The organism is Hanamia caeni, from assembly GCF_003721595.1.
GTDB lineage: Bacteria > Bacteroidota > Bacteroidia > Chitinophagales > Chitinophagaceae > Ginsengibacter > Ginsengibacter caeni.
In genome coordinates, this window is the sequence record NZ_RJJR01000001.1 from 662,707 (window position 1) to 676,563 (window position 13,857).

The window sequence follows — 13,857 nt, forward strand, 5'->3', positions numbered from 1 at the left end:
TTTGCAAAGTGTTGATATAGTATTGTTAGTAAGAAGTTAATGGCATTAGAAAACTTCCCTTAGTTATTACACCAATTACGCCGGAAGTATCAACACCCACAAAAGAAAAAGTGCCTTGTAAACGATTGGTATTTATTTTTTTTATCATGAGTGTGCCTGTGTGCAAAAGATCAGTTTGGTAAGAATTGTAAGCGGAATTGCCAGTTGACACTTGTGCAATATTTTTGCTATCTAACAAATATTCCCCATCGTTAATCTTTTCATGTGAATTTATTAAGAAACTTGCGTAACCACCACAGCCTGCAACAATAAATAAAGTAGTATCCGAAATTATAACGCATTCAAATTGTCCTCCTCCTGTCCCTCCCGGCCACCCCGCACACATGGCAAAAGATCTATTTTTTCCATTTACTTTCATTTCTAAATGAAAAGTATCGTTAGGAATGGAATCATTTTTTTTACAACTGATGATCACACAAATTATTATGGCAGATATCAGGTATTTCATAGTTTAAACATTTTTTAAAAGGTATCTTATTTAATGTTTTACAGAGAAAAAACTTTTATTTCTTTTTTTTATTTGCTTCGCCTGCCTTCTTCTAAGGCGAAATGTGCAAGTTTTTTATTGCTGTAAAAGTACGCCAATCACCGGTTAATTAAATCTTGTTAAGATATTTCATCATTAGGTTATCATCATTATATTTGTGGCTATGACTACAGAATTATTAAAAGATTTGAGAGACCGGCTGATGGTCTTGAGGAGGTTTCTTTGACGTGGATAACCGCGAACAAAAAGTAAATAATGACAAACAACTTTCTCTTTCTCCGGGTTTCTGGGACGACAGCAAACGCGCTACTTCCATATTAAAATCTATAAAACTGAATGAATATTGGTTGAATATTTATTCTGATGTAAAAACAAAGATTGAAGATTTTTCTGTACTTTTTGAGTTTTGGAAAGAGGGCGAAGCGTCGGAAGAGGAAGCAAAAGAAGCCTACGACAGTGCTTTGAAAGCCACGGAGGAAGCAGAGTTTAAGAGCACACTGAACAAGCCCGAAGATGAAATGCCTGCCATATTGCAAATTAACAGCGGGGCAGGCGGAACAGAAAGCCAGGACTGGGCTGAAATGCTTTTGCGAATGTATCGTATGTACGGCGAAAGGCAAGGCTGGAGTGTTACCGAGCTTGATTACCAGGATGGAGACGGCGCAGGAATTAAGAGTGCCACGTTACAGTTCGACGGCCCGTTTGCTTATGGATTTTTAAAGGCGGAAAGCGGTGTTCACAGGCTGGTACGCATTTCACCTTTCGACAGCAATGCCCGCAGGCATACCAGTTTTGCAAGCGTGTATGTATATCCGTTAATTGATGATTCAATAGATATAAAAGTAAGCCCGGCAGATGTGGAGTGGGCATTTTTCAGAAGCGGCGGTAGCGGCGGGCAAAATGTAAACAAAGTAGAGACTGCTGTAAGGCTTACGCATAAGCCGTCAGGCATAATTGTTGAATGTCAGCAAGCGCGTACCCAGGGCGAAAACCGGGAAAAAGCAATGGCAATGTTGAAAAGCCGCTTGTATGAAGAAGAAATGAGAAAACGCCAGGAGCAGCTCGATGTAAATAATGCATCAAAGAAAAAAATAGAGTGGGGTAGCCAGATTCGCAGTTATGTTTTTCACCCGTATAAAATGATAAAGGATCACAGAACCGATTTTGAGGTGGGAAATGTAGGGCCGGTGATGGATGGCGAGCTCGATGGATTTATAAAAGCGTACCTGATGATGGAGAATTAATTAGCTAATTAGCTAATTTGCTAATGTGCTAATGTGAGCGTTCGAGAGAGGAAGAATGTAAGAGAGCGAACAGCAATTCAACAATAAAACAATATAACAATTCAGCAATAATTCAATAATTCAATATGTCTTCCATTCTTATAATAGATGATGAAAAAGCAATACGAAAAACGCTTTCTGAAATACTGGGATATGAAGGTTATAAAATAGATGAGGCTTCTGATGGAGAAGAAGGATTGAGTAAATTCAAATCCAAGAATTACGATCTCGTTCTTTGCGATATAAAAATGCCGAAGTTGGATGGAATCGAATTTCTTGAAAAAGCAAAAGAAATCAATTCAGAAGTTCCCATTATTATTATAAGCGGTCACGGCAATATCGAAACGGCTGTTGAGGCTGTAAAAAAAGGCGCTTACGATTACATTTCAAAGCCGCCCGATCTTAACCGCATGCTCATAACACTGCGTAATGCGATGGACAAAAACACATTAGTAGCTGAAACCAAAATACTGAAAAGAAGGGTAAACAAAGTACAGGAAATCGTTGGCGAATCGCGCCCCATAAAAGAAATTAAAAACACGATTGACAAGATTGCACCTACTGAAGCCAGGGTCTTAATTACCGGTGAAAACGGCGTGGGTAAAGAATTGGTGGCCCGATGGATTCACCAGAAAAGCGCCCGTTCTTCCGGATCTTTGGTAGAAGTAAATTGTGCGGCAATTCCCGGAGAACTGATAGAGAGTGAATTATTTGGGCACGAAAAAGGAAGCTTTACCTCAGCCGTGAAGCAGCGAATAGGAAAATTTGAACAGGCGAGTGGTGGTACTTTATTTCTTGATGAAATTGGCGACATGAGCCTAAATGCACAGGCGAAAGTTTTACGTGCCTTGCAGGAAGGAAAAATAACAAGGGTAGGAGCTGACCGCGATATCAATGTGGATGTGCGTGTGATTGCAGCTACTAATAAAGATCTGTTGCAGGAAGTAGAGGAAAAAAGATTCCGGCTCGACCTTTATCACCGTCTTGGTGTTATTATTTTGCATGTGCCTAATCTGAATGAAAGGGCTTCTGATATTCCTTTATTGGTTGACAGGTTTCTTACCGATATAGCAGCAGAATATGGCCAGCCTAAAAAAGATATTGACAAGAAAGCAATGGATCTTTTACAAAAATATAAATGGACCGGCAATATCAGGGAGTTAAGAAATGTGGTAGAAAGGTTGATCATTCTGTCAGGCAAAATGATAACAGCCGAAGATGTGGAGAATTATGTGTTGCCAAAAAAATAAATCCGGATTTTAAGAAGCGTCTTTTATTGGAATGAAATAATATGAAGCACATTTATAACATCAGTGGTTTCGGAGCCGATGAAAGGATCTTTTCAAAAATTAATTTTGGCGATAATGATGTTCATTTCATACAATGGAAAATTCCTGAAAAAAAAGAATCCATTGAGTCGTACGCTAAAAGAATGCAGTCAGAAATTTTGCACCCGAACCCCGTTTTAATAGGGCTTTCCTTTGGAGGAATGATGTCTGTTGAAATAGCGAAACTTATTCCCGTGGAAAAAATTATCCTGGTATCCAGCGTCTGCTGCCGTAAGGAATTGCCGCTTTACATGAAGCTGATTTCTGCATTAAATCTAAACAGGCTTATACCGATGAAGCCGTATCCCATTTTTGAACCAATTGAAAATTTTAATCTGGGTGTAGAAACGCATGAGCAAAAAATGCTGCTCAGGGAATACCGGCAGCATCTCAATTTAACCTATAGCAACTGGGCTATTGACCAGGTAGTGAACTGGCAAAATAAATGGATTCCGCCGAATTACATTCATATTCACGGAACAAAAGATCACATTTTTCCGATAAAGAATATTATTGATCCGGAATACAAAATTCTTAATGCAGGCCATTTGCTTTTAATGAACAATGCAGGCGAAGTAAACGAAATTTTAAAAAAGGAACTGGCTTAAGAACTTGATGAGGCTTTCCGTGTTAAACTAATGATAACTATTTTCTTGCGCTATTTTATTAAGATATTTAATATGCTACATTTGTTGCCGTTAAAAAAAATTAGCTAATGAGTATAGGTTTACTTCTTTTCATAATTGCTTCTGTTGCTGTTCTTATTGGTTTATATGGTATGTTTAAAAAAGCGGGAATTACGCCCTGGAAAGCATTGGTGCCATATTATAATACCTGGTGTATGGTCGAAAAAATGCAATTGAAAAAGATTTGGTTTTTCCTGCAATTTATACCAATCGCGGGGCAATTTGTAACTATCTGGATTAATATAAAATTCGTAGAACATTTCGGGCGTTTCGGATTAGGCCATCATTTTCTTACCGTATTTTTTCCTTTTATTTATTTTCCTTACCTCGGATTTTCTGACCAGGAAAGATATGCTGGCACAATGGTAGTAAACAATTATAAAAAGGGAGCCATCCGCGAATGGGTTGATGCAGCAGTGTTTGCTATCGTTGCCGCTACGCTCATAAGAACGTTTATTTTTGAGGCTTATACCATCCCAACACCATCTATGGAAAAGACTTTGCTGGTGAACGATTTTTTATTTGTCAGCAAGTTTGCATATGGGCCAAGACTTCCGGAAACACCGCTTGCTTTGCCATTCATGCATCACACCATTATTGGCACCAACACAAAATCGTACGTAACCTGGATTGAAATTCCTTACACACGGTGGTTTGCAAAACCGGTAAAACGAGGCGATGTGGTGGTATTTAATTTTCCTGTAAACGATACGCTGATTAATGATGCGCAACACGGCAGCCAGATTACTTATTACCAGGAAATACAGGCCAGGATGATGGCAGATCATATTTCAGAGCAGGAAGCCCGTCAACGAGTTTTGGATCAATATGGCGATCTCATCATTACCAGGCCTGTTGACAAACAGGAAAATTTTATCAAAAGATGTGTGGCTATTGCCGGCGATACTTTGCAGATTAAAAACAGGGTGATTTATATTGATGGTGTTGCACAATCCTTGCCTGAATATCATGAATTCAATTATCTTGTTACCACCAAAAGCCCTCTTGATCCCGACCAATTGAACAGCATTGGAATTCACGACAGTAATGATCCCAATAAAAACCAGGTGCAAATGGCTGGCACAAATACCTATATAATCGGAATGAGTGATGCAGAAAAATTGCAACTGAAACTATTACCGCAAGTGAAAGACATTGTACCGCAGCCTCTGAATGATTATGATAAAAGCCCGTTCCTTTTTCCGTATGAAGCCGGCAATGGCTGGACTGTGGACGATTATGGCCCTATATGGATTCCTAAAAAAGGTGCTACTATCGAATTGACTGCTGAAAATATGAATCGTTACCGGCGTTGTATTGAAACATATGAACATAATAAGCTGGAACAAAAGAACGGCCGATATTATATAAATGACAAACCCGCAACTTCCTATACTTTTAAGATGGATTACTACTGGATGATGGGTGATAATCGTCATAATTCTCTTGATAGCCGTTATTGGGGATTTGTTCCGGAAGATCATGTTGTAGGAAAGGCATCCATAATATGGTTTAGTTATGGAGATAGTGGTATCAGGTGGAGCAGGATATTCAGAACTATTAAATAATTGGCATAACGGTTAGGCCAGTAAACGAAAAAATAGTATTCTTTTTTATTCTGGTAACGGCCATGCATATACGAAAATCATTTCTCAGATTTCGAATTGAGAACCACCTTCACTTCTTCTTTAAGATGAGACTTTGATGCCTCAGCCAAGATAAAAGTTTCATAATAAGCCTTTATAAAAGCTGTGAGTGGCGTGGCTATCAGAGCGCCGGTTAATCCAAAAGCGCTTGCCATGGCAAGCATTACAAACAGGGTTGAAACAGGGTGTAGATTCATTGTAGATGATCTTATTTTTGGCATCAGGAAGTCGCCGCTGATTTCGTCGAAAGCTACATAGAATACGAGCACCCATAAAGCTGTGATTGGATGAATGGATAATGCGACTAATGTGGGCGGAATGGCCATGATATAAAAGCCCAGCTTGGGAATCATTTCAGCAAATAAGGTTAATCCTGCCCACACCCACACGCCGGGAATGCCCATCAGCGAAAGAAAAATAAAAACTGCCACTGCTTCAATCAGCCCAACTATAAAATTAGACCACACCCAGCTTACCATCATTTTAGAAGCCGTAGCTAATGCCTCTGCTGCCTTTGGGCGTTTTTCTTTAGGAAAAATAAGAAGATAAGTTTCTACCAGCGGGGCTGGATTAATTAGCATATAAGCGATAATGCTGAAAAAAACTACCAATAAAAATATTCCGCCGATGATGGTAAACGAAAAGCGACTTGCACTGGTTAGCAAACTCGTCGCCGAAGGGAGGTCATTTACGATATCCGCATTTATCATTAGTTTTTTCTGGAGCTGGGGATAATCTTTTAATAAAGAATTTAATTGTTCCTTCAGCGAAAAATAATAATCGGGGAGGTTGGAAACGAGCGTGGTTATCTGGCTTAAAATGCGCGGGATTACAAGCCATGCAATAAAAAATAAAAAAAGGAGCATTGCAAAAAAAACAATCAGCGCTGCCATAGTTCTGCTCATCTTTTTTGAAACAAGCCACATAGTAGGGGCGTTCAACACCAATGTGAGAACTACGGCAAAGAAAAAAAGGAACAGTACATTGATAATCTCAAATGCAAACCACAAACCCAGCACCACTGTGGCCGCAATCAATATCAGCCGCACATTTCTTTTATAATATTCATCTGCGGCTTTCGGCATAATTTATCCTTGCAAATAATGAGAAAAAGGAGCGAAACGTTTTTATAAATCTTTTTCATAAAGTATGCCAAAATGAAAATTTTGGAAATCTGAATTCTTTCAATCCTGATATATCCCCAAAAAACTATCAGATCATCGATCGTGTTTAGATTTGGCAATAAAGAGTCAAAGAAAAAAAATTTGAAGGAAGGCTTCAAATTAAATATTATGAAGACGACATTACCCGCGAAATGAAACTATAATTATTTGTCGTCTTACTGCTAAGGCAAATAAAAAATAAAATTATTGGATACTATTTATGCCTTCATATCAAACCATGCTATAATCCAAAAATCCTTTTGTGATATCTACGATTTTTCTCCGGTTTAGCCGAAAAACGCCATAGCCATTAGAACTCAATTGCTGGTTTGTATTTCCTTCAATTGTAGTAAGTAAGCCTCCCTGTGAACTTTCAACCAGCCCGGTATGTCCGGCGCCGTTTCCATGGTCAATGATAAAAATAACGCCGGGTCTTACTAAAGAAGGGTCTCTAATCGCAGCCTGGCGCGTTATTTTCGGACAGCTAGCTCTTTGCCAATGGTCGAGACATCCCGCTGTTTTTACAAGAGGGTTGCGGGGCAGGTTTAATTGAGTGGAGGATTGTTGAAAGCACCAGTAAACAAATGCAGCGCACCAGCTATAATGCTGGCCAACAGGATTAAGGCCCACTGTTCTTAAATAAGCATCCACCTGTGGTCCGCGGTTGCTGCCTGGCGGTGATTCAACTACTCCTATTTGCGAAGCGGCCACTGCTAAAGTTGTAATCAGCAGTTGTGAAGTAGATACGCTGGTGAGGGGCATATTTACCGGGCCAAATAGTATAGCCCAGGTGATAGGACCAACCTGCCCATCTGCTTTTAAAGGCGTGCCGGCAACGTCCACGTGGCGTGTTTGAAACAGCTTAACGGCACTCACGGTATTGTTGTCAAAAACCCCATTTACCTTTATGGGGCCGCAACCCATAGCATTCAGTTGGTTTTGAATTGCAGATACGATTGTAGTGTCGGCTTCATTTTTTTTTACCACCCGGTTTGGATAATTCATAATTAAAGTTTTTACATGACTTATAAATGTTTAATTGAATTGCCTTAAATATTGGGTGTGAATATAGGTTTACCAACCAGGTCGAGCATGTTGTTTACTATCGTGAGCAAAATTGTTTTCCAATCTCATTAAGGCCATGCGAATTGTAATTATTAGTGCGACTCACCTTAAGAAATATTTTATTGGAATGCAATCAAGCCAGGTCTATAGCGAAGTTAGCAGAATATTATATTTTTTACTTATTTATTTTTGTTTCAAAAAGCGGGTGAGAATTGCTATAATTTTCATCTGAACAATGGACAATGATGAAACAATCACAAAAAAAGAATGGCATCTTTATAAGTAAAAATGCCACCTCTTTATTATTTGGTATTCGGATTATTTAGGCGCGCCGGTTGCGTTGTTTGCACTTTTTAACCGGTTTTCTTCCTGCTGTATTCCTGTATTTTTATACTGGCTCACTTTTACTTTTTGGTTACCGAAATTCCAGGTGAAGGTAAGGTTAGCTGCGCGATCCATCAGGCGAAATACTGAATTAGCATGAATGTCTCCAAAGTTTATTTTCCCATCAAAGTGCATTGTCTGGAAAATGTCCTGAACATTCAGTTTTATGTTCGCCTTATCTTTCCATAATGATTTTGAAATGCCTGCAGATACCATTCCCATTGGTTTTAGAATTGCTGGCCCCATGATGCTTTTGCTTTTATACATAGCGCTTAAATCGCCTTTCCATCCGTGGGGGAAAATGAAAGTTTGCTGGGAATATAACATGTACGAAGTAATTCCTTTGTGCAAATCGTATCCATCATAAATTCCTTTATAGATATTGTAATAGCCTTGTAAACTATTGTAGGTATGCCACCAGGGAGTAATCACCAATGGAATTCCTAATGTCAGTGTCAGGTTATCCAGCGTGCTCAGGTTATCCATAGTTTGAAAAGTTTTATGCGCAGAATCTACCTGCCTGATTACCTGCGTCATGATGTCGCTGGTTCTGCTGTAACTCAACACTGCTGAATATTTCTGTTTAAAAGTATAAGACAGCTCAGTTGAATTGATAAACTGGGGTTTCAGATATGGATTTCCCTGGCGGAATGTATATTCATCAATATAATAGATAAATGGATTCAGGCTTTGATAGTCTGGCCGGTTAATACGCCGTGCAAAAGAAACGCTGAGAATATGATTGGGATTTATCATTTTTGTTACCGAAACATTTGGGAACAGATTAAAGTAATTATTTTTATTTGCTGAATCTAAGCTTACCTGTTCAGTATGGGTTATAGTTTGCTCACCACGAAGGCCTGCATTAGCACTCCATCCGTTTTTAAATGTTTTAGCGAGGCTTGCATAAGCTGCATTCACATTTTCCTTGTAAATAAAATGATTGGTGTTGCCTTCATCATTCACCCAACCATTGTCTTTAAATATGCTGAATTTGCTGTTGTTGTCTGAATTCACAAAACTATATTTAACACCTGCAGATAAATTCCACTGGCCTTTAAAAGGATGTGTATAATCAACTTTGGCAGCATATATATTAATATTGCTCGGCTGAGTTCCTTTTTGTTGTTTAGTGTCGTGCAATTGATTTCCCTGGCCATCAGTTACGGTGGTTATTAATGACTGTGGCATGGACGTTTCAAAATTGTTGTAGTCTGCATTAGCAGTGAGCGAGCTTCCTTTTTCGCTGTTTATCGTATAATGAATATTAGCGCCCTGGCTTTGCCATGAGTAGCCGATATGGTTTCTTGAAGTGGAAACAGAATCCATTATGCCGGAGCCATTTTTAAAATCAACAGGACTGTAAGTATTAAATTCGCCATCATTAAAAGACCCGTTTGCCACGAAACCAAGCGTTTGTTTCGGAGTAAGATAAAAGTCCATTCCAACCTGCGCCGTGTTGTTGTTATTCAGTGTTTTCATTTTGCTTTCCTGGTCCATCCGGGTTTGAATGATTTTGGTATTGGGTTCATAAAAATACCGGTCGATATCCATCTCAAATTTGTTTTTTGTATGGGCAAAATTATAATTGCTGTAAAGGCTGAAATTTTTGTTTTTATAATTAAGTGAGCCTCCCGCATTGTATTTTGCAAACTGGCCATAGCCCGCACCCGCTGTAATATTTCCATTAAAGCCAAACGATGGATTTTTTTTCAATACAATATTGATAAGCCCCGCAGTTCCGGCGGCAGAATATTTGGCCGGCGGTTGGCTCATTAATTCTATTTGTGAAACCGAACTTGCAGGCATTGCCTTTAGCATGTTAGACAATTGGGTTGCGGATAAATGGGTAGGCTGGCCGTTGAACATTACATTTACGCCACCTTTGCCATTCATAGAAATATTACCATCCTGGTCTACAAATACGCCCGGCGATTTTTCCAATGCTTCCATCACACTGTTGCCTGCCGCGACCGGGCTGTTTTCAATATTTACGATTGTCTGGCCCGGCTTGTGTTGAATAAAAGGCTTAATGGCTTTCACCTGCACGCCTTCTAATACCTTTGTATTGGATGCCAGAAAAATATCAGAAGCTGTAATTTGTTCATCGGCATTATTTAGCGAAAAACTTTTCGTGTACGCCTTTTTGGTTCCCGTTAGTGAGGCTGCGATTAGATAAGTTCCTAAAGGTATTTTTTCAAAACGATAGGCGCCCGATGAATCAGAAATGCCACTCTTCACCAGAGCTGAGTCCGAGGATCTCAGCAAAGTGATGGTGGCAAAAGCCGCAGGCGTCTGATCATTATTATAAACATGGCCGGATATTTTCCCGGTATTATTTTCCTGGGCATAAGCCCCGGTGGTAAAAAGCGAACTGGTAAATAAGAGCATTAATAAGGATAAAATTTTCATATTCTTCATTTTAAATTTTTAATTGATTTTTAAATTCGATGCAAATAAATCAACCCTCCCGGGGTTTGAAAAGCGATTTCGGCAGATGTCTAAAAATGCGGTGCAAATGGTTTGGAATAGAAGGTGAAATGTATCCCGTGTTCAGTGCCATTCATTTACCGGTTATTTTTGGCGATTCATAGACAAATCCGGTGCGCTCACCTTCACAAACCAATGTAAGATTATCGGTAATTTATTTTCGATCAAAAGAAGATCTTCAAAATGTTATTGAATTCCCCGAGCGTTTTCGAAATAAATTATGTTTCACATGTAGCTAAAATAAAATCTATCTTATTTGTTGCTTTACTGTTTTTCAAACTGTTTGGCCGGCAAACACGTTTTTTTTGTAATGCATTTTGTGTAGGTTTAAAAAAAAATTTTAAACCGCCGAGCGTTATATATTATTTTCCCTATATTTGAATTCTGAATTCATATTTAATTTCTTTTGCTATTTACTATTGCATTGTGAGAACCTAACCTAAATGATAAATGCGCCTGATTATTCAGCATTTATCTAGCACCTTCAGAAATTACAATTTCCTATCGTAGCCCCCTAAGTCCTATACAAATATTTGACATTGATATGGCGTACGGCGTTGTGTGGCGTATTGTGTAACCCCCGGATCTCCCGGAAAAGCAATAAGATTATCGTTTCTTTAAAATCCACTATTTCATAAGGCGGAAGATTTAAAAAATTGTAATGCTATGGCTCTGCAAAAAATTATTTGTGGCCCCATTCTCCGAAGAGTGGAAAATAACCACGTTTCAGTTTGGGTGGCTTTTAAAGAAAATTTTAGTCTGACTCTTAAAATCTGGGAAGGCAACCTGATTAAGTATGATACAACTGCTACGCCGCTTGCAACCGGAAATTCACATACAGTGCAATTTGGCGAAAATTTGTGGATTGGAGTGATTACGGCTGATATTCCCATTCCGGGCTTAAATCCGGAAAAGATTTACAGCTACAATATTTCATTCGGTTCTTCCGATGAGCCCGGAACAAGCGATGATTTTCATTCAGACAATTTGTTGAAAGACGGAACAACCTTAGAATCCAGGCCCCAACTGGCTATTGGCTACAAAGCGGATATGTTGCCCACGTTTTGCCTGCCCGGAGCCACTCCGGCAAAATTGAATATCCTTCATGGTTCATGCCGCAAAATGCATGGTTATGGCGATGATGCTTTGGCCCTCGTGGATGATGATATGAAAAAAGACGAAAACCGGGCAGATTCTTCAAAGCGCCCACAGGCAATTTTCATGACCGGCGATCAGATTTATGCGGATGAAGTGCCTTCCATGCTGCTTAGATATATGTGCTCTCTTGATGGCGTAGGAATTTTTTCGGCGGCGTCATCAGAAAAAATGAAAATAAAAGGCGACGACAACCAGGAAAAAGATTTAGAATCTGATATTACCGCTTATCCGCCTACATTGCGGCAGAGATTAGTGGGTAAATACGCAGGATTTTCAAGCTCTGCAGCCATCAATCATTTGCTCACTTTCGAAGAATATTGCGCCACTTACTTGTGTTACTGGAATATTCGTTCGTGGAACAAAGACCTTTTTGCTGAAATAAAAAAAATACAGGATGCGGGTGATGGTGAAGTGAATGCAAAGTTGGATGAAGTAGTAAATAAATTCGTAGATGGGCCAGGCGTAGATGCAGACACCAATCTCGTTAACCTGATCAGGGATACGGAAAATATCCGAAAAACCGACGCCTATATTTTTAGTACAGATACTTTTACAAAAGAACAATTTCGCAACGATAACAGCGATCAATATAAAAAATGGCTTGCAGATATTAAAGACGCTGTCCGCGACGAGGTAATTAATATGACAGCTTTCATGAAAGCGCTTCCAAAAGTGAGTCGCACATTGGCAAACGTGCCATCTTACATGATGATGGATGATCATGAGGTGACCGACGATTGGTTTATTACAAAACGATGGAATAATGAAGTGCTTTCCAAACCTTTTGGCCGCGATATTATCCGTAACGCAATGATGGCCTATACCGTTTTCCAGGATTGGGGAAATGTCCCCGCCGATTATAAACAAGGCGTGGATCTGATTTTTGATGATATCGCAAATGCAACGAACGACAAATCCAAACTCCTTATTTATATAAATGAGTTTTGTGACAGGTACGCCAACAATTCACACATAGACACGGTGAGGGCAGATGTTACTGATAAGTTAGATGCTATGTTTGGAATGAGCGGAAACCCTTCTACGCTGAAATGGAACTTTGATGTAGAATTGGGAACCGTAAAAGCTTTTGTTCTTGATACGCGCACGCAGCGGTTTTATGAAAGCCTGAACACCACGCCTCAATTGATTTCTGAAACAAGCCTTGCTTCTCAATTGCCGGAAACGCTCACCGACAACCCGGATTTTGTGATTGTGATCTCGCCATGCCCGGTATTGGGATTTCCTAACTTTGAAGAGTTGATACAGCCTGCAGCAGCAGCAACCATTTCGTTATTTCAATCAGACAATAACAACCCCGGAATCATTGCCGGCAGGCTGGGTTTTGATTATGAAGCTTGGGGATTTAATACTATCGGTTTTGAACGACTTCTGGATCGGCTGAATACCTATAAAAAAGTCATTCTTCTTTCAGGCGATGTACACTATGGCGATACTGTTGTGCTCGACTATTGGAAAGGCACATCAGAAACGCCAACGAGCCGTATTGTGCAGCTTACTGCCAGCGCCTTCAAAAATGAATGGATGGGCAATTTGTCAATCCTCAAAGGCGCTATGGTGCAACGGATCCTTACATGCATTGGGGAAAGTATTTCAAAATTTGGATGGAAGAATAAAACGATCACTAAAACAGGAAATGTTTCTCCAAGAAATCGCTACAGGCTTTATGGCGCTATGGCTGGCCTGGGTACCATTCCCGTGGAAGGATGGACACCCGGAGCTCATGTAAGCCCGGAACCGGATTGGAGATGGCGGCTGCGAGTATTGAAAGATGAAAGGCCGATTAAAAATGACCTCGTCACTGCGGAGATCAATTTATCGGATGCCACATCTCTCAAGAATGGATATTACCAGGTAGTGCAAAGGCATCAGGCTTTATTTGAAGGCAAAAAGTCAAGACGTATTGCATGGAATTCAAATATCGGATATATAAGCTTCGAGGCAGATGGTGCCGACTGGAAATTGAAACATGAGCTGAAAGGCGCGTTTGATTTATTATTTGAAGTTCCGTTGACTACGCCGGCTTCCGAAAAAGCTAAGCCGGTTCTGCCTTCAGCATAATTAATTCCTTCACAGAAAAAAATTTAAA

General features: G+C 39.7%; 9 protein-coding genes. 5 read left to right on the plus strand and 4 right to left on the minus strand.

Features of this window, described 5'->3' with window-relative positions; genetic code table 11:
• Window positions 1-25: 25 nt before the first annotated feature.
• Window positions 26-508: a hypothetical protein gene (locus EFY79_RS02965; protein ID WP_123119167.1), complete on the minus strand. Its 483-nt coding sequence runs from the start codon at window positions 506-508 to the stop codon at window positions 26-28.
• A 202-nt stretch (window positions 509-710) separates the two neighbouring features.
• Between EFY79_RS02965 and prfB the strand changes: the two genes are divergently transcribed.
• The 4 genes from prfB (at window position 711) to lepB (ending at window position 5,412) form a co-directional block, all read left to right on the plus strand.
• A protein-coding gene (gene prfB / locus EFY79_RS02970) for a peptide chain release factor 2 (RefSeq protein WP_199727415.1) occupies window positions 711-1,791 on the plus strand; the annotation gives its coding sequence in 2 pieces (ribosomal slippage) (window positions 711-770 and window positions 772-1,791; 1,080 coding nt in all).
• Window positions 1,792-1,916: 125 nt separating this feature from the next.
• On the plus strand, window positions 1,917-3,080 hold the full coding sequence (locus tag EFY79_RS02975) for a sigma-54-dependent transcriptional regulator (protein WP_123119169.1): 1,164 nt from the start codon (window positions 1,917-1,919) through the stop codon (window positions 3,078-3,080).
• Between the two features lie 41 nt (window positions 3,081-3,121).
• Window positions 3,122-3,766 carry an alpha/beta hydrolase gene (locus EFY79_RS02980; RefSeq protein ID WP_123119170.1) on the plus strand — a complete coding sequence of 215 codons (645 nt, stop codon included), beginning with the start codon at window positions 3,122-3,124 and terminating at the stop codon, window positions 3,764-3,766.
• 107 nt (window positions 3,767-3,873) lie between these two features.
• Window positions 3,874-5,412, plus strand: a complete 1,539-nt coding sequence (gene lepB / locus EFY79_RS02985; protein WP_123119171.1) for a signal peptidase I — start codon at window positions 3,874-3,876, stop codon at window positions 5,410-5,412.
• A 77-nt stretch (window positions 5,413-5,489) separates the two neighbouring features.
• Here lepB and EFY79_RS02990 read toward each other — a convergent pair whose 3' ends face one another.
• The 3 genes from EFY79_RS02990 to EFY79_RS03005 all read right to left on the minus strand — a co-directional run bounded on the left by EFY79_RS02990 (window position 5,490) and on the right by EFY79_RS03005 (window position 10,514).
• Window positions 5,490-6,575 (minus strand): AI-2E family transporter, encoded by a 1,086-nt coding sequence (locus EFY79_RS02990; protein WP_123119172.1) that lies wholly within the window; start codon window positions 6,573-6,575, stop codon window positions 5,490-5,492.
• 309 nt (window positions 6,576-6,884) lie between these two features.
• Window positions 6,885-7,658 (minus strand): peptidoglycan-binding protein, encoded by a 774-nt coding sequence (locus EFY79_RS03000; RefSeq protein ID WP_123119174.1) that lies wholly within the window; start codon window positions 7,656-7,658, stop codon window positions 6,885-6,887.
• A gap of 378 nt (window positions 7,659-8,036) precedes the next feature.
• Window positions 8,037-10,514: a TonB-dependent receptor domain-containing protein gene (locus EFY79_RS03005; RefSeq protein ID WP_158605134.1), complete on the minus strand. Its 2,478-nt coding sequence runs from the start codon at window positions 10,512-10,514 to the stop codon at window positions 8,037-8,039.
• 744 nt (window positions 10,515-11,258) lie between these two features.
• Here EFY79_RS03005 and EFY79_RS03015 point away from each other — a divergent pair.
• Window positions 11,259-13,829: a metallophosphoesterase family protein gene (locus EFY79_RS03015; RefSeq protein ID WP_123119177.1), complete on the plus strand. Its 2,571-nt coding sequence runs from the start codon at window positions 11,259-11,261 to the stop codon at window positions 13,827-13,829.
• Window positions 13,830-13,857: the final 28 nt, after the last annotated feature.